Source organism: Pseudomonas sp. B34(2017) (assembly GCF_002112915.1).
Classification (GTDB): Bacteria; Pseudomonadota; Gammaproteobacteria; order Pseudomonadales; family Pseudomonadaceae; genus Aquipseudomonas; species Aquipseudomonas pharyngis.
Genome location: NZ_NEJA01000011.1, coordinates 14,922 through 41,293, shown reverse-complemented (window position 1 = coordinate 41,293; position 26,372 = coordinate 14,922). Strand labels below are relative to the sequence as shown.

Sequence of the window (26,372 nt, the reverse complement as noted above, 5' to 3'; positions counted from 1 at the left end):
CCGTGATTTTGTTACCGGATGTTTACGGAATTTTTACCAATGCTCTTCTACAGTTACGCGCGTAACCGTATGGGTTTTCGACTGACGTAGAGGAAGGTTTCGAAATGGCTTTGGGCAAGGGACTGCGTTTACCGTCCATCACTCCGACCCGCCTGGTGCTGCTGTTTTCGCTGGCACTGGTGGCGCTGTACAACCTGGCGACCTGGAAGGCGCTGGGAACGCTGATTACCTTGCAAGGCGCGCACAAACTGGCGTTCTTCGCGTCCTTCGGGCTGTTTCTCTGGGCGGCGATCACCCTGCTGCTGACCCTGGTGTCGTTTCGCTGGACGCTGAAACCGGCGCTGACGCTGGTGGCCCTGCTCTCGGCCTGCGCGGCGTATTTCATGAACGAATACGGCATCACCATCGACACGGTGATGATCCAGAACGTGTTCGAAACCAATCCCGGGGAGGCCACCGCACTGTTCAGCGGCAAACTGCTGGCTTACGTGCTGGTGCTCGGTGTGTTGCCGGCCGTGCTGATCTGGCGCTGGCCGGTGGTTTATCGGCCGTTCTTTCGGGGTTTGCTGAACAAGGTGCTGGTGATCGCGGCCTGTGTGCTGGTGATCGGCGCTTCGGTGGGCGCGTTCTATTCGACCTACGCGCCGATCTTTCGCGAGGAAGACAAGCTCACCCACTTCATCAACCCGACCAACTACATCTACGCGATCAGCAAATACACCAAGCAGCGGCTGGGGATCAAAAAGCATTTTGTGGTGCAGGCCATCGGCGAAGACGCAGTCATGAGCGCCAAGGCAGCCGGTCGCGAGAAGAAATCGCTGATGGTGTTCGTGGTCGGTGAAACTGCCCGGGCCGACCATTTCTCGCTCAACGGTTATGAGCGCGAGACCAATCCCGAGCTGAGCAAACTCGACATCATCAACTTCACCAACGTGCATTCCTGCGGCACTTCGACGGCGGTGTCGGTGCCGTGCATGTTCTCGATGTTCCCGCGCGAGGACTACAGCGACAAGAAAGGCAAAACCTACGAAGGCCTGCTCGACATCCTGCAACGGGCCGGCGTGCAGGTGCTGTGGCTGGACAACAACAGCGACTGCAAAGGCACCTGCCTGCGCGTGCCGAACCGCGACATCGCGAAGAATCAGCCGGGGCCGTTCTGCGACGGCAACAACTGCCTCGACGAAGCGCTGCTGGCCGACCTGCAAGGCTACATCGATAGCCTCAAGGGCAACGCGATCATTGTCCTGCACGCCGACGGCAGTCACGGCCCGGAATACTACGAGCGCTATCCCAAGGACATGGAGCGCTTCAAACCGATCTGCCACACCAATCAACTGGGTAGTTGCAGCCGTGACGAGCTGGTTAACGTCTACGACAACACGATCCTCTATACCGACCATTTCCTGGCCAAGGTGATCGAGCTGCTCAAGCGCAATCAGGACCACCTCGATACGTCGATGCTGTACGTCTCCGACCATGGCGAATCCCTGGGCGAAAACGGCCTGTACCTGCACGCCGCGCCTTATGCGCTGGCGCCGGAAGCGCAGACCCATGTGCCGATGGTGATGTGGTTCGGCAACAACACCCTGGCGCAACTGGGCATCGACCGTGGCTGCCTGCAAGGCAAAAGCAGCCAGCCGGATCTGAGCCATGACAACCTGTTCCATTCGGTGCTCGGGTTGTTCGAAGTCAGGACGTCGCTGTATCAGCCGGGGCTGGATATTTTCCATGGCTGTCGGCCGGCGATGACGGCGGGACAGTGATCCCCTCCAGCTGCGCCAGATAGGCCCACGGGTAAATCCCGCGCTGGTGGCCGTCGCTGAACACCAGCTGCAGGCCATAGCCCTGAGCGTTCAATTCGATGACCCGCACACGCGGGTCAACCATGGGCGGCGAGCCCCGCAGGCGAAACGCCCGGCATTGCGAGCACGGGCATTGGCGGCGCAGTTCGGCATGCTCAAGCAGTTGCTCGCGGCCATCCGGCCAGCTCAGCAGCAACCGGTGCTCACGTTGGGAGTTGCCGACCGACAGCGGATTCATTGCAGCTGACTCAAGGCAATCCGCACGGCTTTACGCACTTCCGGGTCGCCGTCGTCCTGCGCGGCCTGCAACGCGGCCACGGCACCGCGATCGTTCAGTTCGCCGAGGGCCAGCGCGGCTTCCTTGCGCAGGTTGCTGATGCGATGGCCGAGGGTGTCGATCAGGGCGTCGAGGGCTGCGACGTACTTGAGGCGCCCGAGGCTGCGGGTCGCGCGCAGGCGCACTTGCCAGTAGTCGTCGGCCAAGGCTTCGATCAGCGCCGGGCCCGCGTCGGTATGGCCGACCTTGCCGAGGGTGGTCGCGGCTTCTTCGCGCACTTGCCAGGCTTGATCCTGCAAGGCTTGACGCAACGCGGGCAGCACTTCGGCGTCACTTGCCAGACCCAGGGCGCCGGTGGCGGCGCGGCGAACTTCGGTGTCAGGGTCATCACTCGCCAAGCGGGCCAGGGCCGGCAGCGCGTCGAGTTGCTTGAGCCAGCCGAGCACGCCGACGGCTTCGCGGCGGACACTGGCGTCGGCATCGTTCAGAGCCTGAGTCGCGGCCGGCGCAGCGCCGGGGAAACGCAACTCGCGCAAGGCCCGGAACGCGGCAATCCGCACGCCGGTTTCGGCATGGCTGGTCCACGGCAGAATCACCCTGCCCGCCGCTTCGGTCTTGAGCAGGCTCAGGCTCTGCGCCGCAGCGGCTTGCACGGCCGGGGACGGATCCGTCAGCGCCTGGCACAACGCTTCGACCACCGGCTCGTCTTCCCAGGCTTCCAACAGGCGCGCCGCTTCGGCACGCACTTCTTCGGCGGGGTCTTCGGCCAAGCGCTCGACCAGCCACAGCAAACCGTCCGGCTCTTCGAGGTCGGCCAGGTCGATCAGGGCAATCCGCCGCACCCCGGCATCATCGGCGGTGAGGCGTGGTTGCAGGGCGAGAATGTCGTCGTTATCGGTCACAGCAAAAAATGAGGTCACAGGGCAAATCTCGGCAAGGAATTTTCGGGAGGCAGGCCGAGCGGATTGAGGCGCGGCAGCGGTCGGTCGTTGTCGTGGCGCAGCAGGTCGAGGCAGTGGCGCTTGAGGCGCGAGAACTCGTGGCTGGTGACCAGTTCGGTGGTGCGTGGCCGGGGGAAATCCAGGCGCAGGTCTTCGATGATTCGCCCTGGCCGTGCGCTCATCACCAGCAAGCGGTCGGCAAGGAACAGCGCTTCGTCGATGTCATGGGTGACGAACACCACGGTGGTGCGAATCCGCGTCCAGATGTCCAGCAGCAGTTCCTGCATGTTCAGGCGGGTCAGCGCGTCCAGTGCGCCGAAGGGTTCGTCCATCAGCAACAGCCGTGGCCGGTTGACCAGCACCCGGGCGATTTCCACCCGTTGCTGCATGCCGCCGGAAAGTTGATCGGGCCAGCGTTCGGCGAAACCTTCGAGGCCGACCAGTTTGAGGATGTCGTCAGCGGCACGATGGCGTTCGGCTTTGCCGATACCGCGCATCTTCAGGCCGAAGGCAACGTTGTCGCGCACCGTGCGCCACGGGAACAGGGTGTGATGCTGGAACACCATGCCGCGTTGCGGTGACGGGCCGGACACTTCGGTGCCATCGACTTTCAACTGCCCGCCATGGAGTTGCAGATGCCCTGCCAATGCGCCGAGTAAAGTCGACTTGCCGCAACCGGAGGGGCCGAGAATGCACACGAACTGGCCGGGTTCGATCTGGCAGTCCAGCCCCTGCACCGCTTCAAACGCTTGCCGGCCTTCGCCGAGCACGATGGACAGCTGACGGATATCGATCCGCCCTTCCGGGGTTTGCATCACGCTCATCAGGCTTTTCCTCGTGGTCGATGCCAGGGCGTGAACAGCCCGCCCAGGCGTTTGATCAGCAGGCTGCTGCCCATGCCCAACACGCCGATCAGCAACATGCCGACCACGATGTCCGCATAGTTCTGGATGGTGTAGGACTCCCAGGTGTAGTAACCGATGCCGAACTGGCCGGAGATCATTTCGGCGGTCACCAGGCAGAACCACGACGTGCCCATGCCGATCGCTAGGCCGGTGATGATGCTCGGTGCGGCGCCCGGCAGGATCACTTCCAGCAGAATCGCCCGACGCCCGGCCCCGAGGCTTTTGGCCGAGGCGATCAGGCGCGGGTCGACGCCTTCGACGCCGTGCACGGTGTTGAGCAGGATCGGGAACAGCGCGCCGGTGAAGGTGATGAAGACCATCGACAGTTCCGACGACGGGAACATCAGGATCGCCAGTGGAATCCAGGCCACGGCAGGGATCGGGCGCAACACTTCCAGTGGCGGCAGCAGCAGGTCTTCGGCCCACTTCGAACGGCCGATGGCCAGGCCCAGGGCGATGCCGATTACCAGCGCGGCGAGGTAGCCGGCGAAGACTCGGCCGAGGCTGGCGCTCAGGTGCTGGATGAGCTTGCCGGAGTCGCCCAGGCCGAGGGCGGCTTCGATCACGGCCAGCGGGGTCGGGACGTTGGCGAAGGTGACGAGGCCGAGGTTCCAGTGGTGGCTGGCGGCGAGTTGCCAGAAGAGCAGGCAGAGCAGCAGTGAGGCGGCTCGGGGGATCCAGCGTGAAAACATATATCACCTCTGATCGTTCCCACGCTCCGCGTGGGAATGCATCCCGCGACGCTCCGCGTCACAGTGGACGCAGAGCGTCCATGGCGGCATTCCCACGCAGAGCGTGGGAACGATCTACGTTTGAGTTAACGACTGGCCACTGCCTGAGTCGTGGCATCGGTGAAGTCGAGGACTTTCCCGCCCTGCGCCGATGCAAATTGCTGCGCCTGGCCTTTGAGCAGGAACGCGCTGAGGCGCCCCTTCGCATCGCTGGCAAACCACGCCTGCTCCGCCAGCAACTTGATCCCGCTGTCACTCGCCTGGGCATACACCGCACGGATGTTCTTGCCTTCCGACTTCAGACCGGCCAACGCGGTGAACGCCTCTTCAGCCGAGGCATAGCGCCGGACCTTGTCCTCACCGCGCACCCAGATTTCCGCGACATGGCTGAAATCGCTGATAGCTTTTCCAGTCGCCGCATCGACCGACTTCAAGGGCGTCTGCGCGTAGTTGGCCAGTTGCGCGGTGTAATCCAGATTCGAGGCCTTGAACGCCGCGCGGATGTACTGATCGTCGATAAAGGTGTTCAGGTCGAGCCCGCGATCGGCCTTCTTCAGCAGCTTCAGCGTGTCGATGGCAGTGCCCACGGCCTGGCGGTATTCCGGTTTCCAGCTCAGGTCGCGGGTCTGCACGCCGAGCGGGCCGTGGAACAGATAATTGACCTCGGCATCAACGCCGGTGACCTTGGCGATCAGCTCGCTGTATTTCTCCGGTTCGGCGGCCAACAGTTGATTGGCCTCGATGCTGGCGCGCAGGTAGGCGACGACGATTTCCGGGTATTTTTTGGCGTAGGCCTGATCCACCAGCGCACCGTGGAAGGTCGGTGCATTGGCTTGGGCACCGTCGTAGATCTTGCGAGCAAAGCCACGGCTCGGGAACAGCTCGGCGAACGGTACGAAGTCGGCGTGGGCGTCGATCTTGCCGGCCTGCAACGCGGAACCTGCGACCTCCGGCGGTTGGGCGATGATGTTCACGTCCTTCAGCGGGTCCCAACCCTGCTCCGCCACCGCGCGCAGCAGCATGCCGTGGGCGGTGGAGGCGAACGGTACGGAAATGGTCTTGCCCTTGAGATCACTCAGCGACTGCACGCCGGACGCGCTCGGCACCACGATGCCGTTGCCGCTGCCTTTGATGCTGCCCGACAGGACGCTGATGAACAGGCTGTGTTTGCCGGCGGTTTCGAACGCCACGCCATTGAACGCACCGGGGAAATCGGCCATGGCGCCGAAGTCGAGTTTGCCGGCGACCATCTCGTTGGTCAGCGGTGCGCCGCTGGTGAAGTTCTTCCACTGCACGTCGTACTTGGCATCCTTGTAGGCGCCGTCGTGAGGCAGGTATTTGTCGAGCAGGCCCAGCTCGCGAATCAACAGGCCGCCGGCGGCGCAGTTGATGGTGGTGTCCTGGGTGCCGATGGCAATGCGGATGGTTTCGGCCGAGGCCGACAGGGTGAACGAAGCCAGTACCAGACCGGCGATTGCTGCACGCAACATGGTTGAATCCCCTCGAATCATTTATAGGATGTTCGTCTCCGCCGCGATCAGGGCGCGGTGGGAAACGAGGGGTGTGTTGAATCAGGCGTCCGGTGTTGCCGGATAGCGTTTTTAGCGAAGCAGATACGGGATTTCGACTTTCACCGCGCCGGTCGGGCAGTCCTTTTCGCAAGGCATGCAGTACCAGCATTCGTCGAACGCCATGTAGGCCTTTTGCGTGGCCGGGTTGATCGCCAGCAGGTCCATCGGGCAGACGTCGACGCACACGGTGCAGCCCTTTTCGGCGATGCATTTGTCCTCGTCCACGGTGACGGGGGCGTTGGAGCGGAAGAAGATTTCCTGGGCTTGATAGGCCATGGTTCGGACTCTCTCTAGTGATGCATCAAGCGGCGAAAGCGCCGACCCGCAAACGGTCGTAGGCCTGCATTTCCTCGGCATCGAGCGGGATGATGTAAGGCTCGACGGCTTTCTTGAAACTGGTCATGCGCCCGTCTTCGCCCTTCTTCAGGTGGCAGTGGCAGAACCATTCGCGGTCGTCTCGTTGCGGGTGATCGACGCGGTAGTGGTACAGGCCCCAGCGGCTTTCGGCGCGGAACAGCGAGGCACGGGCTGCCATTTCGGCGCAGTCGCGGATCACGCTGGTTTCCATGGCGCGCATCAGTTCGTGGGCGTTGTTGGCCTTCATCTCGTTGAGATCGCGTTCAATGTCGCTGAAGCGTTGCAGGCCGATTTCCATTTTCCTGGTCACTTTCGGCGGTTGCAGGTAGTCGTTGACGAAGCGCCGCAGCTTGTACTCGACCTGCGCCGGCGGCAGGCCGTGTTCGCGATCCAGCGGTGCGTAGACCCGGGCCTTTTCCTTTTCGATCTGCTCGGCATCCAGCGCAGAGAACTCGCGCCCGGCAACAAACTCCGCCGCGTTGTTACCCGCGAACCAGCCGTAGGTGAACGCGCCGAGCATGTAGTTGTGCGGCACGGCGGCCATGTCCCCGGCCGAGTACAACCCCTTCACCGAGGTCTCGGCGCGCTCGTTGACCCACACGCCGGACGCCGAGTGACCGCTGCAAAAACCGATTTCCGAGATATGCATCTCGACCATCTGCGTGCGGTAGTCGGTGCCGCGATTGGCATGAAACTGGCCGCGACTCGGGCGCTCGTTGCTGTGCAGAATTTCCTCGATGTTCTGGATGGTTTCCTCGGCCAGGTGATCAAGCTTGAGGAACACCGGGCCGTTGCCGCTTTCCAGTTCCTGGTGGAATTCCCACATCATCTGCCCGCTCCAGTAGTCGCACTCGATGAAGCGTTCTCCCTTGTTGTTGGCGGTGTAGCCGCCGAGCGGGCCAGTGACGTAGGCGCAGGCCGGGCCGTTGTAATCCTTGATCAGCGGGTTGATCTGGAAGCACTCGAGGTTCGCCAGTTCAGCCCCGGCGTGATACGCCATCGCGTAACCGTCGCCAGCGTTGGTCGGGTTTTCGTAGGTGCCCATCAGGTAACCCGAGGACGGCAGACCGAGTCGGCCGGCCGCGCCGCAAGCGAGGATGACAGCCTTGGCCTTGATCACATGGAAGTCGGCGGTGCGGCAGTCAAACCCCATCACGCCGTTGACGGCGCCCTCCTCGTCAGTCAGCAGACGGGTGCAGACCAGGCGGTTGGTGATGCTCACTCGCGCGCGCTTCAACTGGCGATAGAGGACTTTCTTGATGTCGTGCCCTTCCGGCATCGGCAGCACATAGGCGCCCATGTGGTGGACTTTCTTCACCGCGTAATCGCCGGTTTCGTCCTTCTCGAACTTCACGCCCCAGCGGTCGAGCTGCTCGATGGTTTCAAAACTGTGCGTCGCGTAGGCGTACACCGCCGCCTGATTGACGATGCCGTCGTTGGCGATGGTGATTTCCTTGGTGTACTGCTCGGGCGTCGAGTGGCCGGGGATGATCGCGTTGTTCAGGCCGTCCATGCCCATGCTGATCGCACCGCTGCGTTTGACGTTGGCCTTGTCCACCAACAACACGCGCAGCTCCTTGTTCTTTTCCTTGGCCTTGATCGCAGCCATCGGGCCAGCGGTGCCGCCGCCGATCACGACGATGTCGTATTCCTGTTCGAGGGTATTGCGGGTCATGTTCAGGCCCCTTTTTGCCGGTCGATCCGCAGGCGGTACTGGAACGCATCGCCACGGTAGTAAAGGTGTTCGAAGTCCAGCGGCTGGCCGTGGGCGTCGTGGGTCAGACGTTCGATGCGCATGATCGGCGAGCCGGCCTCGACGTTCAGCGCCTGGGTCAGGTCGCTGTCGGCCAGCACCGCGTCGATGGCAAGATCAGCGTGGCCGAGGGCGATGCCGCAGTCGTTCTCGAGGATCAGGAAGATGTCGCGGGTCACCAGATCAGCCTTCTCCAGCCGTTCGCCGACGGCTTTGGGCAGGTAGGTGATTTCCAGCGAAATCGGCTCGCGATTGATCAGGCGTACGCGTTTGATCTGCGCAACCGTTTCGCCTTCGGCAACCTGCAAACGTTCGGCGACCAGTTTGTCGGCGGCGATGAATTTGAAGCTGCGCAGGCGGTTGATCACCTCGTAGCCGCGGCCGGTCATGGACTCGGCGAGGCCTTGCAGGGTGCTGACGTTTTGAAAGGTCTTGGGTTTGGCGACGAAGGTGCCTTTGCCGTGGATCTTGAAGATCAGCCCTTCCTTCTGCAGATCGCCCAAGGCCTGGCGCACGGTGATGCGGCTGACCTTGAACAGTGCGCCGAGCTCGCTTTCGGACGGCATCTGGCTGTCTTGCGGGTATTCACCGTCGAGAATCCGGGCGCGCAGCACGTCGCGCAGTTGAGTGTGCAGAGGAACGCTGCTTAAGGAGAGAACGTTATCGGTCATCACGGGATCACTTGTTATAACGAGTTATGACGTGATCTTAGAGACGTTATGACAAGCTTGAGAAATATTGTTTGGGCATAACCTTAGATGCGCCTTCAGTGGCGCTTGAGGATCTGATCCATGACCCAATCGGTCTTCAGGGCCTCGGCGGCGATTGCCGGGTGCTGCGACTCACCGCGAATCTGCGCATTCATACCGAGTACGTGATGCCACTGGATGTGTTCGTGATGGGGGATTTCCAGGCTGATGTGCTCATCGGCATGCAGCTCGACCGGATGCTCGTCGAACACCGAAAAACCGATCCGCCCTTGGCTGCCGATGATCTCGACCCGATCCTCACGGCGGTCCGCAACAAAGCTCCAGCAGCCCATACCCAACGCGCCCGAAGCGAATCGCCAACTGGCGCTGACCGCATCCTCCGCCGCGTACAACCCGGCCTGACGCGCGGTGAAGCCAGCGACTTCCACGATGTCGCCCAGCAGGTACTGGAACAGGTCGAATCCATGGCTGGCCAGATCCGCAAAATACCCGCCCCCGGCGACCGCCGGATCGGTGCGCCAATTGTCGCTGCCGTCCAGATCCTTGGGCGACGGCGCCTTGGTCAGCGTCCAGCTCAGATGCCGCACCTCGCCGATGCGCCCCTGCTCCAGCCATTGCCGAACCTGCTGGAAGCGCGGCAATGAACGGCGGTAATAGGACACGAACAGGTACAAGCCGGCGTCGGCAAACACCTGCTGCATTTCGCGACTTTGCCCGGCATTGAGCGCCATGGGTTTTTCCACGCAGCAATGCTTGCCGGCGGCGGCGACTTTCAGGCTGTAGGCGTGGTGACTGTCGGGTGGCGTGGCGATGTACACCGCGTCCACCTCGGGGTCGTTGATCAGGGCATCGACGTCGGTGTACGTCCGGGCGATGCCGTGGCGCGCGGCGTAATCGGTCACCGCTTCGAGGCGTCGCCCCATGACGGCCACCAACGCCGAGCCGGGGGCCTTGTAGAAGGCCGGCCCGCTCTTGCGTTCAGCGACGCTGCCGCAACCGATCATGCCCCAACGCACCACGTGCATGCTTGCGCCTCAGCCGATGCGCAGTGCGCGCAGGTCGAGGTGGCCGTTTTGCAGCGGCGGGCACCAGTAGTAGCCGCCGGTGATCGGCCGGCTGATGCGGTACAGACCGTCGGTGACACCGTCTTCCAGACCGCTCATGCGGCGCAGTTGCGCTTCGAAGGCATCAAGGGAGAACCCGAACGCGAGGAACATCAGGCCGGCGCGATCGCCTTCGATCCACGGCATCGAACGACGCACGACGAAGGCTTCCGGGGCGAAACTTTCCTGGGCGGTGCGTTTGACGTGAGCGGACACCGGGGCGTCGTCGATCTCTTCGTTGTCGCTCAGGCGACGGCCCATGATGTTGTCCTTGTCCTCGGCGGACAGCGCATGGAAACCCTTGAGGTCGTGCTGCCATTGCTGGATCGCAGCGAAGCTGCCACCGACCAGACCGTCCGCACCTTCACTTTGCAGTGCGGCGGCGATAGCGGCTTCGTCATGGGGGTTTTCGGTGCCGTCTTCATAACCGGTGAGGTCATGGCCGTCCTTGTGGCGAAAGGCTTCCTGCATCTGCACCAGACGCAGCGCCGGGGCCAGTGCGGCCTCAAGCGCAGTGCTGCGGTTGAGCAGCTCGCCACGGTCGACGCCGTGCAGCCAGACCCACAGGGCGTGCTGGGTCGACGGGTTTTCCACGCCAACGCCGGTCAGCGCCGGGAAGCTGCGCAAGCCGTCGATGTGCACATTCAGGGCCTTGGCCAGGGATTCACCGAAACCGACCACCGCCGACTTGCCATCCACCAGGTTCAGCAGGTTGTCGATCGCCTGCGGCAGCGCTTCAACCGACTCGAGAGCGAAAAACAGGTGACGTGCTTGCGGCGGAACAGGGGTGGCGAGAATGCCCGGCTGGTAGTAACTCATGTCGACTCCTTGGAAAGAGCGCGGAGTTTAACTGTAGGCGGAGGGTTTGTGGGGGATTGAAATGGGTTGGATAACGTCAAAAGCGCCCTCACCCCAGCCCTCTCCCGGAGGGAGAGGGCTGGGGTGAGGGGTATCGGTCTCAAGTCAAATCACAGAACTCTCCATGCGCCACGCACTCGGACTCTTCCCCGTCCACCGCTTGAACGCCCGCCGAAAACTGCGCACATCGCTATAGCCGACCTCCTCGGTAATCCGCTCGATCGGCATATCAGGATTGGCCAGCAAACTCATGGTTCGCGCCTGCCGCACCTGCTCCAGCAGCGCCTCGAACGTCAACGAATGTTCAGTCAGCCGCCGACGCAAAGTCCGGCTGCTCATGTTCAAGTCACCGGCAATCTTTTCAATGTGACTGCCCCGGCTCAGATCCCGCGCAATCGCCCGCTCCACGGCCTGGATCAGATCAAGTTTTTGATGAACCTGCGCCGCTTCCAGTTCCAGCAGTTTGACCGCCTGACGCAGCGCCAGCGAATGATGATTGGGCAGATTCACATCCAGCCATTGCACGTCGATCAGCATCCGATTGTGCAGGCAACCGAAGCGCACCTCCGGCCCCAGCAGACGCCGGTATTCATCAACGTAATCCGGCGCCGCGTGCATGAATTCCACGGCAATCGGCTTGAACGTCTCGCCCACCAGCGCCCGGCCATAGACCAGCAGGCTGGCGAAAAACTCTTCCACCGCAAACACCTGCACCTCGGCAAACGGCAGCCGGCACTCAACGTCGACGTAGACCTGATCGCCCACCACATCGACGCTGGAAACCACGATCCCGCCGGAGGTGTGCTGATGCCGAACGCCAATGTCGAACGCATCGCGCAAGGTCTTGCACAGCGACAGTACGTGCCCCAGCAGCCCCAGCGTACCGAGCACGTTCTGCGCGCCCACCCACAGGCCCAGCCCCTGATTGGGCAAAGCTTTAAGCCCCCGCTGGATCATGGCCACGGCCTGGCGGTAGGAAATTCGCTGCGCCGGATCCTGCAGGTCTTCGAAATCAAAACCCAGGCCACGGCACAGGCTCTGCGGCTCGATGCCCTTGTTGGCGGCGACTTCGGCCAGGGTTTGCAGGAGAAACGGCGACACCAGCGCCATTTCGAAGGTCGGGTCTTGGACTTTTACGTTCATGGGGGCTGACATTCCGGATCACGCTGAATTGTTATTTTTGTTACCGGTTATGTCGAAGGAAGTTAGCACAGGGTTGACGAAGTGTCCGCAGAAGCCCCCTTCCGTGTCCGCCAATACCCTGCCCTGTTGTGCGCCAAGGGCTTATTTCTATCGTGGCCGGGCACCCCGAATGCCGGCGTTGCGCCCAAGACACAATAATAATGAGGACGGACATGACCCCGAACCGCGCGACATTCCCTGTGCGACTGGCGCTGAGCCTGCTCGGCTGCGCCGCGACCCTGCCGGCGCTGGCCACCGAAGCCGGCGTCGACAACATCGGCCCCGGCACCGACGGCTTCTTCATGCTGCCGATGGAAGTCGACAGCCTTCCGGAGAACATGGTCGCCTTCAACCTCTACTACAACCACTACAAGGCTCGGAAGCTCAACATCAGCTCGTTCGGCGGCAAGGTGCCGAATGTCGAGATCGAATCCACCGCCGTCATCCCGCGTCTCGATTACCTGAGCCCGGTACGAATCTTCGGCGGGCGCCTGGCCGGTTACATCGCCCAGCCGTGGCTCAAGCAGGAAGTCTCGGTGTTCGGCCTGAGCGACACCCGCGAAGGCATGGGCGATACCACCATCGCGCCGATCATCCTGTGGGACATGGGCAAGGACCTGACCCTCGGCGCCGCTGTTGAAATCACCGTGCCCACTGGCGAATACAGCGTCGACCGGCTGGCCAACACCAGCAACAACTTCTACACCTACAAACCGCTGTTCTCCTTCACCTGGCTGCCGACCGAGCGCACCGAGGTGTCGATGAAGACCACCTACAGCTTCAACGAGAAGAACAAGGACACCGACTACAAATCCGGGCAGATCTTCCACTTCGATTACTCGGCCAGCTACAAGATCACCGACGACCTGATGCTCGGCATCAATGGCTACTACCTCAAGCAGACCACCGACGACAAACAGTTCGGCCACACCGTGCAATTCGCCGGCCAGGACGTTGATGACGGCGTACGCGGCAAGGTCTTCGCCATCGGCCCGGCGCTGCACTTCACCTTCCTCAAGTACGCCAGCGCCGAGATCCGCTGGGCCAAGGAATTCGACGTGGAGAACCGGCCAGAGGGGGAAATGTTGTGGGCGAAGGTGAGTATTCCGTATGCGTTCTGAGTGCATTTGTAGGAAGGTGCGCGCGGATTTGTAGGCTGGAAACCTGAAAAGCAGAGAGCGGGAATAGGCCTACAGCGGCGGTCGAGATTGCCGGACAACGGGAGGAAACGTCCGGCAGATTTCAAAGGGGCGCTTGCAGATACTGGGCTTCGTTATTCCATGGTTCTTCAAGGGCCCATGGGGTACATCGGCTGCCAGTGACGACAATGGGCCATTCCCCCTTGAACTGCCGAGATTGATCACGGAGATCACTATGAGCTTATTACTTTCCCCGTTTTACTCTGACTTCGAATCCGAAGAAGAGGCCGAGAGCTACGATCACTGGTTTCGTGCAGAGGTACAGGATGCATTGGATGATCCCAGTCCTGGCATTCCCCATGATGAAGTTATGGCAATGCTCGACCAGATGCTGGAAGAGATACGCAGGAAGCCCCGCGCTGCAGCTTGAATGGATCAACTGGCTGACATCTTCAACATAAAAAAGGGCGGCCAAACGGCCGCCCGAAGCGTACTACACGAGAGTCCTTTACAACGTCAGCTGTCCCCGCTCCTCTTCGGTCAGCTGCTGTTTCGCCTGTTCATCCAGCGTCCCGGCGCCCAGCACCTGCACCGGGCTGTTGGGGTTGTAGCCGGGTGTCGGCGCGCGGCTGGCGCCGTCGCGGGTCGGGGCCAGTTGTTCGTTGCCGAAGCTCAGTACCTGCACGGTGAACACCGAAGCCTGGTTCTGGCGCGACGCGGCTTGCTGCTGACGGGCGACGTCTTCCGCGGCCTGGGTTGCCGAGGACGCAGCGGAGCTGGCCGAAGTGATTGCGCCGGTGTTGACCGCCGAGACCACCGGCACGCCGGTCGCCTTGCCCTGCACCGAGATGTTGGCGGCGTTGACCACCGTCAGCGCGGCGATGTTGACGTTGCCCGAGACGCGAATCCCCGCCTCGCCCGCATCGATCGTGCCCAGCGGCGCGATCAGGTCGATGTCCCCCGGCGCCACTTCGGCAATCGGGTTGAGTGTGGCGATACCGGCGCCGGTGCTCGGCACCGATGGCGACAGGGTCACGTTGCCCCAGGTGTCGTACACGCGTTTCGGCGGGGTGTAGACCACGGTGGTTTTCGAACCGCGACCGGCGTTGATGTCGCCCTCGGCAGACCAGCCGAGGATCGAGCCGCCGAACGTGGTCATGATCCGGCTCTGCCCCAGCAAGATACTGCCTTGGGAGTAAAGCTGAATGTTGCCCGAACCTTGGGTGATGATCCCTGCCGTGGACGGCGGCGCGGCACCCTCGATGCCGAACACCTGACCGCCGCCCGGCGTGAGCATCTGGATATCGCCACCGAACAGGGTCTTGACCCCGGCGCCTCCGTAAAGAGTGATGTCGCCGTCGTAGCGGATCGGGTTTCCGGCCACGTCAGTGGTCGGGAACAGCGAAGCAATAGCGTTACGACCACGCAGATAACTGCCTGTGCGCGGGCCGTCGACATCGTTGTATTCCAGGCCGCCAGCACGCAATTCGGCGAAGTACACCTGGCGGGCGAAGATCGCCTGTTCGGCACTTGGCAACGCTGCAAAGAAGGCTTGCGCCTGCTCTGCGTTGCCACTGAAGCCGTAGCCGAGGGTCAGCCAGCTCTGCAGCTCGTCGAGGTAGGTCTTGACCACTTTGCCCGGTTGCCCGTTGAGGGATGCGTTCGGGTCCGCGAGGTTCTGCGGGTTCAGGTACCGGGCGATGAACCGCGAATAATCCGGCCCCTGCGCGCCCACACCGGCCTGCAACACCACACTGGCGCCCGGCCGCTGATCACCGGCCACCAATGAGCCAAGGCTGGTGATGCTGGCGCGGTCTTCCATCAGGATATTGCGCCCGGCATTGATATCCAGGACGCCGGGGCCCGCGATGTCGAAGCTGCTGTAGAGGATGTCCCGCCCTGCCGATACCCGCGACACGTCCCTTGGGTCGTCATGCACGAACAGGTTGCCGGTCGAGGTGATGCTTTCTGTCGGTGTTATGCCCATCTCGGCACCAGGCACGGTCGTTGGGCTGCCCAGGAAAGTACCGGACGCCACGATATCGCGCCCGGCCAGCATCCAGACAGGGCCTGCGGCTTCGTACCAGGTACGTTTCGACAGGCTGAACGTCAGCGTTTCACCGCTGCGAACGCCCACCAGATCGCCGGTCAAGGCGTAGAACCGCGCCGGTGTCTGGACGTCGCTCAAGCCCGAGTAGCTGTTGGCGCCGAAAGCGAATAACGGATAGCGCAGATTCTTGTCCGGCAAAACCCCGTCGCTGTTGCGATTGCTCATGATCGGCGTGGCCGACGTGTTGTTGCCGTACCCGTTGAAGGCCGGCGCGAACGGTGTGGCGATGGACAGCGGACTTGCGCCCGACTGATTGATCGCATAGCCACCCGCGTAAATCGAGTCCTGCGCCAGCAACTCCAGTTGCCCGGTGCTGGAGGGTGCCAGCAGCAGCGAATACCCGGTTGCCGGCACCGTTCCACTGCCCTGGCTGTAGACCGCTGAAGGCCCGGCATAAATCGAACCTTGCGCCGCCACCGCCCGCAGGATCGACGGGTACACGAAGCGTCCGTCGGTAGGCGACGTATTGCGTCCGGTGACAGGGCCCTGACCGGTGACTTCACCCAGTTGGGTGCTCGGTGTCAGGTTGCCTCCCGCCGAAAACAGGTCGATGGCGGTGTGATCGGTCCACAACGAGAAGCCCGTCAGGCCGCCCCCCTCATGGACGACACCGTCGTCCGTGGTGAACGGCGTGGAGTTCTGCAGCCGCACCCGACCCGGGTCCGCCGCCCCGCCCAACACCAGATCGCCGCGCGTGCTGAGGCTCATCCCCGAATCCCCCGGAATCAGCACCAGCCCACCGGAGGCGCTGCCCATCGTGGACGTGAACGGGTCGAACGGGCGCACTTCACGAGGATCCTGGGTCGAGGCTGCGGCGCCATATTGCAGATTGATCCCGCCCAGCGCGCCGCCGGCCAGTCGCGCGGCACCGCGCAGGTTGATCAATGCACCTTGCAGGTCGTGTTGTGCGACACCGATGCCGTTCTCTCCGGCCCGGGCCTGCAATGACGGGTTCACCGATCCGCCAATGCGGATGTCCATGTCGCCGCCACCGGTCAATTGCAGGCTGCCATCGCTGCCCACGCGCCCGGTGCTGCCGACCGCCACGACCAGCCCCTGCCCACGCGGATAAAGGTTGGTTTTGTTAGCGTCGCCCATCGCCTTGAGCATGCCGGCATCGCCCCCGGCGCGCAGGCTGATATTGCCGCCGCCCAAGGTGCCGAAACCGGTAAAACCGACCAGGTACGGGCCCGTATCAACACTTTGATCCGGCAACGGTTGCGTCGCATAGCTGCCGAAGTTGATCCACCACGCCGTCGGCACATCACTGTTACCGGTGCCCTGACGCCAGAGCCAGTTGCCCACGGCCACACTCGGAACCTGCTCACGGGTGTCCATGTTTTGCGACAAGCCGCGACGCCCCAGTACATCGCCCGAAATCGAACCGCCGGCATTGATGGTCAGGTTGCCGCCCATTTGCGGGTACCAGGCCTGATACAGGCTGTCACTGCCACTGACCCATTTTTCGTAGTCACCGCCGGCACTGCCCAGCACCGAGCCGTTGTCCGACAGTTTTCCGCGAGGCTGATTGAAGCGCGGATCGATGTCTTGCGACTGAGTGCCGGCGGTATACACGCCGTACGGCGAATCCATGCTCAGATCGCCGGCGGCGAGCACGTCCAGATCACCGGTGCCGGTCCGCAGCACGCTGAACATCTGTGTGTGGGTCTTTACCGTGGTACCCGGTTTGTTCTCCACGCACAGTTCCGGGAATGCACCACACCAGGCGAGTACATCATCGTCGGTCATCGGCGAGCCAGGCGGCATGCCCATCCAGTTGTCCGGCGCCCAGACCCAGCGCGGGGCCGGCACACAGGAGTTCGGCGCCCAGTCGCACCACATCATTTGATCCTCGGGGACGGGGTCACCCGGCGTGAAGCCGCCCAGGTTGCCCTCGCCCCAGACCAGGGTCGGTGGTTTTTCTGTCACGGTCAGACCGTAATGGGTGTCGGCCAGGCGCAGATGGCCATCGCTGGACACCGGCTTGATCGCCCGGCTGTCCGCGGCGCTCAGGTCGGCCCCCGCCACCACGCGCATCGACCACGACGCGCTGTCGGCCGGCAACAGGCTGGCGACCGCCCAATTGCGCCCCTGGGTCGTGCCGGTCAATGGCCGCAACTCGATGAACGCCGTACCGTCCGCCAGTACGACATTGGTCATCGACGGAATCAGCGAGCCGCGCAACAGGGCCAGCGAACCGCTCAGGCGCACGCCCTTGACCCCGGCGTCGCCGGCCTCGACGCTGCCCGGCAGCGGCACGCCTTTGGGCCAGCGCAGGGCTTGCAACGCTGTTGCGTCATTCAAACGGATACCCGCTCCCAGCCGGCTGCCCGCGGGCAAAGTCACGCTGTCGGCGAGCAGCGTGCCGGCGGCATACAGCACGTTGCCCGAAGCATCGCGAACCGAGCCGGCGAGCACCGTGCCGGCGCCGAAGGTGTAAGGTGCCGCCAGCGTTGCCTCGGTCGGCAACAGTGTGCCGCTGGCCAGCGTCGTCGCTTGCAACGGGAGGTCGTAGTTCAACGTGGCGCCGACCGGGAACACCGTACCGTCCGCGAGCGTAACGCCCGCCCCCGGCACGATCAGATCGCCGCCGAACGGCTGAATCCCCGGCAGCAATTTCCAGCCGGCATCGTCCACGGTCTCCGGCGGCGGTGCGAAACCGTCGTTGAGGCTGCCATGGATATCGAGGTTGCCGCCCGCGCGGATCACCAGGTTGCCCGCCTCGCCCGAGCCGTATACCGAAGTCTTCTGCGTGTGCGGATTCAGGCTGGCGTAGCGGTAACCGGACAGGTCCACATCACCCTGCACCACCAGATCACCGTCGGCGGTTTTACTGGCGATCTCGACCCCAGGCCGTAGATGGAAGGCGTCGGCATAAGTGGCGTTGTTCAGACCGGCCAGTTTGTTGTTCAGCAAGTTGCCGTTGGCCAGCGCCGCGTTGATGAACGCCGTGCTGTCGCCGTGGATGCGATCGAGGTACGCCTGATCGATCACCTGATATGGGCGTCCACTGGCCGCCGGGTCCGTGCCGTCGCTGGCATCGGTATAGCGGCGCGTGGCGTTGAGGCCAATCGAGCGGGCTCCCTGAATACTCAGCGCACCGCCGGCATCGATGGCAATGTCACCCGTCCCCAGACGCGGCGCGTTCAGCTCCAGCGTACCGCGCAGCAATCCGTCGGACTGCCCCGGCAGAGTGCCGCGAACGGCCTCGGTGCCATGGCGCAAATCGATGCGCGCACCGGCGCCGAGCGTCAGCACGCCTTGTCCGGAGTTGAGTTCGACCATCGCCCGGTTCGGTGCGTCGATGATCTTGCCGTAGCTGTCGACCCGCAGCACACGACCATGGGCGTCAAGCACCGCATTTCCCGCGACGGTCAGGCCGTTTTGCGCCGACAGGCGAATACTGCCGACCCGCTCGCCGCCGGCATCGATCAGGCCAGCGACTGTCAGCTGGCCGTTGTCCACCGACACATTGACCTCGCCCGCCTTGAGCCCGTCGCCGATCAACAGATCGCCTTGCTTGAGCTGCAAGCTGCGGCTGCCGAAAACCTGCCCCGCGTTCAAGCGCTGATTGAGGGCCGCGAACTGCTGGCTCGCGTCGCCATTCAGGTGCTGCGCGCGGATATCCACGCCACCGGCCTTGTACGGCACCAACGTGCCGCCGGCATCGTAATAGCCGCTGCTGGCACCGAGGATATCGCCTTGCAGATCGACCATGCCGGCATCGGCGGCCAGGGCCACGGCACTCAGGTTACCGGCCTGATTGTTCTGCGCCGACAGATCGATTCGCGAACCCGCCGCCTGACGAATGTTGCCGTCGCGGCTGTACAGCGCCACATCGCCGCCCCAGCTGTACTTGTTCACATCGTTGAACGGCAAGGTGCGACCCGCCATGTCCAGATACGCGCCACTGGCGAGGGTCAGATCGTCCTCGGACTTGACCACCAGTTTGCCGCTGGCCAGGGCGATGCGACTGTCCAGCAGGACATTGCGCGCATCGAGGGTCAATTCGGCTCCCAGCGCATTGGCGACAGCCGCTGTACCGGCACCCGTCAGGGTCAGATTGTTTCCGGCCTTGAGCAGGTTGACCGAGCCCGACTCCCCCGTCAGCAACGGCGTACGCAGCGTGAGATTGCCGCCGCTGTAGGCATAACCGTTGACCGGATCGAAAGCGCCCTGCGTCTGGTACACCGCCAGGCTGCCCTTGTGGTTGGCGGTGATGCGATCGCTGGCAGAGAGGTTGACGTTGGCAAAACCCAATACCAGACGTTTGTTCTGGTCCAGACCGCTGGCCTGCGGATTGGGGCCGTAGCCGAACTCGATCCGTTGCGCCTGAATATCGAACGTGCCCTGGCCAGTGCCGGCGCCGCCCGTGATCACCGACCCCGGATCCTGAGTCGCACCGTTCCAGATCAGATTGGCGGTGCGAATGGATGCCACGTCGCCGCTTTCGCCCAGGCCGTAAATGGCCGGAGTGCTGAGTATCAGGTTTTGCAGTTTGCTGATGCCCGTCTGCGGGTCCAGCGTATCGAGGCTGACACTGCCGTAAAAATTGAACGCATCGCGGCTGGTCAGGCTCAGGGTTTCCAGCGCCGGTGCGCCGAACTGTGTATCGCCCCGCAACAGGCGGTTCAAGACGTTCTGGTTCAGGGTCAGACCGGTCGGCACCCGGTTGCCGGCGGCGCTCAAGGCCTCGGCACTGCCGGCATTGACCGAGCCCACGGCCAGCGTCAGATGACGGGTGCCGAAGCGTACCGATTCGTCGAGTTCGAATTGCTTGTCAGTGGCGGCGGTTATGCTGCCGTTGGAATAGAGCAGCGTCGGGTTGTTGCACGTTGTCGTCGGGCAACTGCCAATGAGAATGTTACCCGCGCCGGATGTCCTGACCGACACTTCTGGCGCCAGCACATTGGTCCAGCCGTTCGACACCACCAGCAACCCCGCCGCACCCGGTTTGTAGATGAAGCCGGTGCTGGAATCGTAAGGCGCGTTGCCACGCCCCAGAGTGTTGATGCCCGAGCCGGCTTCGAGGCTGATGCCGCCATCGGTCCGGGTGGTGCGCAGCAGCACTTCGGGTGCCGACAACACGGCACCTTCACGCAGGGTAATCGTTGAGGTATCGCCGCTGAACGCGATGATGTTGCCCGACGTGTTGTAATCGATCGTCGGTTGCGCGCCGAGGGTCAAGCGGCCGGCATTGAGCGCGTTGAGGCTGCCGGCATACAGCGACACACCTGCAAAACCTTCAGTGCTCGAATGTCCCGCGCCGAGAATTTCGAAGTTGGGCGCGCCGTGCACCACGGCCGTCCCGACGACGCCTCCCGTGGCGGGCTGGAACAGCGCCTGACCGTTGAAATCCAGCGCGTTACCCGGTGCGGCGCCCTGGGACAGATTCAGTCTCAGGGATTTGCCGTCCATGGGCGCCAATGCCCGTGGCACGCCCCGGCGCGTCGCATCGCTCTGGATGAACTGACTGAAAGAGGTCTCGTTGTACTGCGAGTAACGGCGCAGCACGGCGGCGGATGTCAGGATGACCTGGCTCGCCAGGCTGTCACGCAGGCCGGTATTGGCAATCGACATCCGCCCCGAACCCGTCCACGAACCATTGCGCAGCGGCAGTGCAGCGTTGGTTGCACCCGCTGCCGCCTGGCCATTGACCTCGACCCGGAAGGCACCCGGCAACAGCGCAAAGGTCGAGGGCAGCAACGTATAGGTGCCCGCCGCCAGCCCCGGCACGCCCGCCCCGATGGTGACCTGCTGGCCGATGCGCGGATCGACCGCCCCCGCCTCGGCGAGCATCGGCGCATAAGCACTCTGATTCCCCGGCACGATGGCGTATACCGGGTTGCTGGCCAGGCCAGGCAGGCTGAAGGTGCCGTCACTGGCATTGCGCACCAGCGGGTTGTAGCGGGCATCGGTGGAACCGCCACGCCCGGATACGAAACCGGCACCGCGCAAATCACCGCCACCCGACAGGTCGATCAACGCACCGCCTTGCACATCGACGTACTTCGAGGTGAGCGTCACGCCAGCGGTTTCGGCGGTGATCCCTCGAAGCAGCACGGACTTGCCGTTGTAGCGATAGTCGATGCCGTCGGTGGTGCCGCCATAAGGCATGACCAGCCCGGCTGCGCTGGCCGAAGTCATGCTGCCTGGCAACAGTTGCAGTGTCCGGGTGTTGAGGACCAGGTTGTCACCCAGATTGATCATGCCCAGCGGCGCACGGATCACCCCGCCCTGCTCGATATGGGCAGCGGCCAGCGTCAGATTGCCGAAGACCGAGTAAGGCAACGCGGCAGGCGCGGCCCCGGAACTGCTGATTCGCAGTGTCCGCTCAGGATTGGCGTCACGCTCGACACTCTGATAACCCACCCGCACCTCGGCTGTGACATCGCTGGCGGGGTAGATCTGCGCGGCACGCAGGTTCAGGTCGCCCGGTGTCCAGAGTTCGGTTTTCTCGACGTTGCCGGTGGGTGCCAGAAAGCGCAGATCGCCTCGGCTGTCGAGCGTGACCTGTTCAAAACCACGCCGCCCGACTTCCAGCGCCGGGCCGCCGAGCTGCACGATTGCCCCGGCCGTGCCGAACGACAGACTGTTGCCCAGATCCAGCAGATCTGCCGTGGCGGTGAAGTGTGCCGGCGCCACTTCGGTGGTCGGATTGTTCATCACCCGTGGCCGGATATCCCCGGGAGCCTCGGAATACTTGCCCGTACCCGACAGACGCACGTAAGGCGCAGACAGATTGATCCGTGCATTGCTTTGCGAACTGTCGGCCAGCGACAAGGCCCCGGCATACAGGCTCAGGCTTTGATTCATGTGCAGATCGACGTTGCCGTCGAACGACAGCAGACCGTTGCTCAGCACGCTCAGGTTGTCGAACCCGCCGGACATCAACTGATCGGCGCCCAGACGGGCACGTCCGTATTGCAACGCAGGGGCGGCTTCACCCGCTTGCAGACTGCCCGGCAACTGCGACGGGCCGGCGTCCTGGCCGATGACGATTTCGCGCGGCACGCGAACGTCGTTGCTCGCGTCGCTGCGCAGATAAATCGGGGTCTCCAGCGCAATGTCCAGTCGCCCGCCCGCCGCCCCGGCACCACCGGCCGCCGCACGCAGGCCGCCTTCGATGAACAGGCCGTTGTAGGAACTCAGCGAAATTCGTCCACCATCCGTGGCAACCAGCGTCGGTCCCTGCCCGGCGATATCCAACATCGCCTGTGCGCCGGAAGCCTCCAGTCGCGCACCGCTTCGCACAATCACATAAGCATCGGCCGACGTGGCCGTGGCTTTCTTCGCATCGGTTTCACCACCGATGATGATCGAGCCGCCCTTGCCGACCTGGCCATACACCCTTCCCAGCGCATCGATGCCGGTGGCCACGCGACCGGCCACATCCAGCACCGCGTGCTCGCCGATCCAGATGGAACGGTTGTGGATTTGCTTGTCCGCCGTCTGCGAGGAATCGGCGACATTGATCGAACCGAACTGCTGCTGGCGGATATCGATTGTGCCGCCCCACGCATTCAACTGGCCATCGACCGTGAGCTGACCGGCGCTGCGCAGATTGATGCGCTGCCCCGGATCGACACTGATCCGCGAGCCCTGGCCAAGAGTCAGGGAGTTGCGGGTCGGATCGACCAGAGCTATCTCGCTGGAACCGGCCTGCAAAGCCAGGCTGGCGCCGGTACGCTGGGTCAGTTGCGCCTTGAGCGGGTTTTCCTGATAAAGCGTCGGCGTCCACAACTCCAGCGCCTGCCCTGGCGCGATGCCACTGACCTGATTCGCGGCCGTGTCACCAAAACGGTAGACCGGCATCAACACTTCAACGCGGGTGTTGTCCGCCACGTCGAGGCGATCGAGGCCGATAAGGCTGTAGTCAGAGAAGCCTTTGTCGAACAGATCCGGTTGCAGATGCAATGTGTTGTTGACGAGGGGTTTATCGGACTGGCCGATGAGGATGTCGCCCGCCTGTATCAGCAGTCGGCCACCGCCGGAAACACCGTAACCGCGCAGTTGGCCGTCCAGGGTCAGGTGGCTGTCACCCGGCGCGGACAAGGCGCTGGACTCCAGCGTCACATCACCACCCTTGCCACCGCGAGTCTTGCCGTTGGCCAGAATCGCTCCGCCGGAAGACACGTCCAGCAGACTGCCCGCACCGATTTCGATATCGCCGCTGCTGCGGATCGACACCACGCCACCGTCCAGATACGCCAGGCTTGCGGCATCATCCGGGTTGGTGCGCAGGTTGCTCCACAGACCGCGCGTGTCCAGTTGTGCCCCTTCAGCCACGCTCACGCGGGTGGCCTTGCCGGTCGGTGCGACGAGCCGGGTGTCGGTGAGGCGATCGGTGTTGAGCTGATTGAGCACGTTGCCCAGGTGCAGGCTGCCGCCGCGCGCGGTCAGGTTTGCGTTGACCTGCACCTGCGGCCCGTAAAGGGTGATGTCGCCACCCTTGTCGACGGTGACGGCACCTTGGACGTCGATCCGTTCTTTGGCCGCCACTTTCAGTGCGCCCGGTTGCCAGTCGCTGAGTTGCCCGGCATCGAGAAACAGCTTGCCGTCGCGCGCATCGGATACAGCGCCGGTCAGATCCCGATCATTGCCTTCAGCCGGCCGCTCGCCGCCGATCTGCACCTGATCGAACAACGGATTGAGCCCATAGAGCAAACCACCGGACGCCGCCACGTACGCCGGGTCGTAACTGCCGACAATCAACTGCCCGCGCCGCGCCAGCGCCGTCTGACTCTGCGCATAGCCATCGAGCACCGCACGCGGGGCCTGGGTCTGGCGCTCGCCTTGATAAACCTCGCCGAGCAACTGACCTTCGAGCACGGCGTTGCGGGTGCCGATCACCAGTTGCCCGGCATCGCGACCCACGGTGTAACCCGATTCCCGACGACTGGACGGCGCAATCAACGGGTTGTAGTAATAACTCGTCTGGCCCCAGCGCTCACTGCTGTCTTCATAGCCCTTGTACAGTCCGGTGTAAAGCAGATCCCCAGGCGCTTTGGAGACTTCATACAGGCGCCCGTCGGCCCCACGCAGCCAGCTCTGGCGAATCTCGCCGCTTTGTACATCCAGCGTGCCGCCGGACAGATTGATCAGCGAGCCCTTCTCGGTCACCACGTCATTGCCGGCAAAACTCACCATCCCGCCCTGGGCCATCCATTCGCCGATGCGGTGGCCCTGGGTGCCGAGATAGCCGCCGACCTCCAGCAGACCGCCCGCCGTGTACCAGCGATCCGTGGCGTAGCCGTTGGTGCCGGCCGGGACGTAGACCAGTTCGCGCACATCGACCCAGATGTCATTGCTGTTGAGCGCACCTTTATCGCGATTGACCGAAGCATCGCGCTGCTCGTTGCCCTGGACGTTGATCTTGATGCTGTTGGATTCCATCGCGACTTTCACGCCGATGGCACCGGAGACATCGATCAATGCGCCGTCTCGCACCAGACTGCGACGCTGCGCCGCCACCGCCACTTGCCCGCCGGTGGCCAGGGTGATCGAGCCGCTCTGGAACTCGACGCTGCCGCCGCTCTGGATGTCGACGCGTGACTGGTCGCTGCGAATCCTGTTGTTGGGCGTCACGCCGGTCAGCGCCGCCTGATGCTGACTGTCGAGGGCCGTCAGGTCACTGCTGTCAAGCAGGATCGCCGTCGCGCTGCCCTGCCCCAGCGTCACGCTGCCCTGAGCGTCGGTCGCCGGGTTGAGCAAATGGATCGTGCCGCGGGTCGCGACCGAGGTGCTGGCCAGCAATACGCCGTTTTGTACGACCTCGTGGCCGGTCAGGGTGATGTCGCCGGTCGCGGCCTGAATCAGACCGTTGTTGCTGACCTTGCCGGCAGCACTGCCGGTCTTGAAGCCCGGCGTGACTTCGTTGCCGAACGTCGTGGAGAAGGCGTTGCCTTCAGTGCCCGAGCCTTTGCGGATGTAAAAGCGATCGCCTGCGCCGAGCACGGTCTGGCCCTTGGCGGTGTTGATGCTGCCGTCGTTCTGCACTTCGCTGCCGAGCAGCAAGGCATAGCCGCCGGCATCCGTGGATTTGGCCGGCCGCGCCGTTTCGATGGACGCACCGCGCTCCACCAGCACTTTGCCGGCCGCCTCGGTGAACGTCGGCTGACTGCCGGTGCTGTCGAAATACAGGCCGCGATCGCGGAACTGAATATCAGTAATGTTGGCTGCCGCCGCGACCAGGTTGCGCACGTTGACCTGGCTGGTGCCGCTGAACACGATGCCGTTGCGGTTGATCAGCATCACCGTGCCATCACCCTTGATCTGGCCCTGAATCTGGCTGGCCCGCGCATTCGGATCGTTGACCCGGTTGAGCACCGCCCAGTTCGACTGCTGGGCGAACTCGACCGTGGTGTTGCGCCCGACGTTGAAGGTCTCCCAGTTGAGGATCGCCTTGTCGGCGGTCTGCTCGATCTTCACCGTGGTCTTGCCGTCGGCCTGAGTCTGCTGCGGGCCTTTGGCGTTCTGCCAACCCTGCGTGAGGCTGTTGTCGACCTTCAGGCCGCCCTCGCCCAGACCGTCAGGCACAAACTGCACCGTGCCCAGTGCCGCCGCACGACCGGCCGCCTGCGCCGCCTGTTGCGCCGCAATCGCGGCTACGGTGTTGTTCAGCGTTTGAATCGAGCGCTGCAACTGCTGGTTGGCCTTTTGCTGCTGCGCCAGCGGTGGCGTCATCCCCGGCAATCCGCCGACGCTCGGGCGCGCTGCGGCGGCCTGTTGCGCCGCGCCCTTGGCGGCAAACCATCCCGAGCTGAAGGTGGTCGCCGCCTCGGCACTGCCCGCCACCAGGCACAAGGCAATCGCCTGCGCCAGGGGCTTGAGCAACCACAGCGCCGGATCGGCGGCCATGCGCTGCTGAGGCTGAACACGGGTACTGCGACGGGATGGGCGAGCGAGCATCACTACGAGATCCTTTTTGTTT

14 protein-coding genes and 1 pseudogene are annotated in these 26,372 nt (G+C 63.3%); 3 read left to right on the top strand and 12 right to left on the bottom strand.

Annotation, left to right across the window (positions count from 1 at the left end; all coding sequences use genetic code 11):
- Positions 1-104: 104 nt before the first annotated feature.
- Positions 105-1,763, top strand: coding sequence for a phosphoethanolamine transferase (locus CAF80_RS27960; protein ID WP_074690278.1), 1,659 nt, complete (start codon positions 105-107; stop codon positions 1,761-1,763).
- Positions 1,764-1,770: 7 nt separating this feature from the next.
- Here the strand turns inward: CAF80_RS27960 and CAF80_RS27955 are convergent.
- The 11 genes and pseudogenes from CAF80_RS27955 to CAF80_RS27905 all read right to left on the bottom strand — a co-directional run.
- A pseudogene (locus tag CAF80_RS27955) lies at positions 1,771-2,040 on the bottom strand (DUF971 domain-containing protein); the annotation flags it as partial.
- Positions 2,037-2,999 carry a HEAT repeat domain-containing protein gene (locus CAF80_RS27950; protein ID WP_074690274.1) on the bottom strand — a complete coding sequence of 321 codons (963 nt, stop codon included), beginning with the start codon at positions 2,997-2,999 and terminating at the stop codon, positions 2,037-2,039. The gene CAF80_RS27950 and the pseudogene CAF80_RS27955, both read right to left, overlap by 4 nt.
- Positions 2,996-3,844, bottom strand: a complete 849-nt coding sequence (locus CAF80_RS27945) for an ABC transporter ATP-binding protein (protein WP_074690272.1) — start codon at positions 3,842-3,844, stop codon at positions 2,996-2,998. Before CAF80_RS27945 ends, CAF80_RS27950 begins: the two co-directional genes overlap by 4 nt.
- Positions 3,844-4,617, bottom strand: coding sequence for an ABC transporter permease (locus CAF80_RS27940; protein WP_039768884.1), 774 nt, complete (start codon positions 4,615-4,617; stop codon positions 3,844-3,846). The genes CAF80_RS27945 and CAF80_RS27940 overlap by 1 nt, the downstream gene beginning before the upstream one ends.
- A gap of 125 nt (positions 4,618-4,742) precedes the next feature.
- On the bottom strand, positions 4,743-6,146 hold the full coding sequence (locus CAF80_RS27935) for an ABC transporter substrate-binding protein (protein ID WP_085668238.1): 1,404 nt from the start codon (positions 6,144-6,146) through the stop codon (positions 4,743-4,745).
- A 111-nt stretch (positions 6,147-6,257) separates the two neighbouring features.
- On the bottom strand, positions 6,258-6,503 hold the full coding sequence (locus tag CAF80_RS27930; protein WP_007959413.1) for a ferredoxin family protein: 246 nt from the start codon (positions 6,501-6,503) through the stop codon (positions 6,258-6,260).
- Positions 6,504-6,528: 25 nt separating this feature from the next.
- Positions 6,529-8,259: a fumarate reductase/succinate dehydrogenase flavoprotein subunit gene (locus CAF80_RS27925; RefSeq protein ID WP_085668239.1), complete on the bottom strand. Its 1,731-nt coding sequence runs from the start codon at positions 8,257-8,259 to the stop codon at positions 6,529-6,531.
- Between the two features lie 2 nt (positions 8,260-8,261).
- Entirely contained in the window at positions 8,262-9,008 is a 747-nt protein-coding gene (locus CAF80_RS27920; protein WP_074690267.1) for a GntR family transcriptional regulator, read from the bottom strand.
- 95 nt (positions 9,009-9,103) lie between these two features.
- Complete coding sequence (locus tag CAF80_RS27915) at positions 9,104-10,072, bottom strand: Gfo/Idh/MocA family protein (RefSeq protein WP_085668240.1); 969 nt, start codon at positions 10,070-10,072, stop codon at positions 9,104-9,106.
- Positions 10,073-10,081: 9 nt separating this feature from the next.
- Complete coding sequence (locus CAF80_RS27910; protein ID WP_085668241.1) at positions 10,082-10,969, bottom strand: Dyp-type peroxidase; 888 nt, start codon at positions 10,967-10,969, stop codon at positions 10,082-10,084.
- Between the two features lie 144 nt (positions 10,970-11,113).
- Entirely contained in the window at positions 11,114-12,151 is a 1,038-nt protein-coding gene (locus CAF80_RS27905; RefSeq protein WP_039768895.1) for an AraC family transcriptional regulator, read from the bottom strand.
- Between the two features lie 212 nt (positions 12,152-12,363).
- On the opposite strand from CAF80_RS27905, the gene CAF80_RS27900 reads away from it, so the two are divergent.
- Complete coding sequence (locus tag CAF80_RS27900; RefSeq protein WP_074690261.1) at positions 12,364-13,311, top strand: transporter; 948 nt, start codon at positions 12,364-12,366, stop codon at positions 13,309-13,311.
- A 253-nt stretch (positions 13,312-13,564) separates the two neighbouring features.
- Entirely contained in the window at positions 13,565-13,759 is a 195-nt protein-coding gene (locus tag CAF80_RS27895) for a stability determinant (protein WP_085668257.1), read from the top strand.
- A 78-nt stretch (positions 13,760-13,837) separates the two neighbouring features.
- On the opposite strand, the gene CAF80_RS27890 is transcribed toward CAF80_RS27895, so the two are convergent.
- A complete protein-coding gene (locus CAF80_RS27890) occupies positions 13,838-26,350 on the bottom strand; it encodes a filamentous haemagglutinin family protein (RefSeq protein WP_085668242.1) in 12,513 nt (4,170 codons plus the stop codon).
- Positions 26,351-26,372 lie beyond the last annotated feature (22 nt).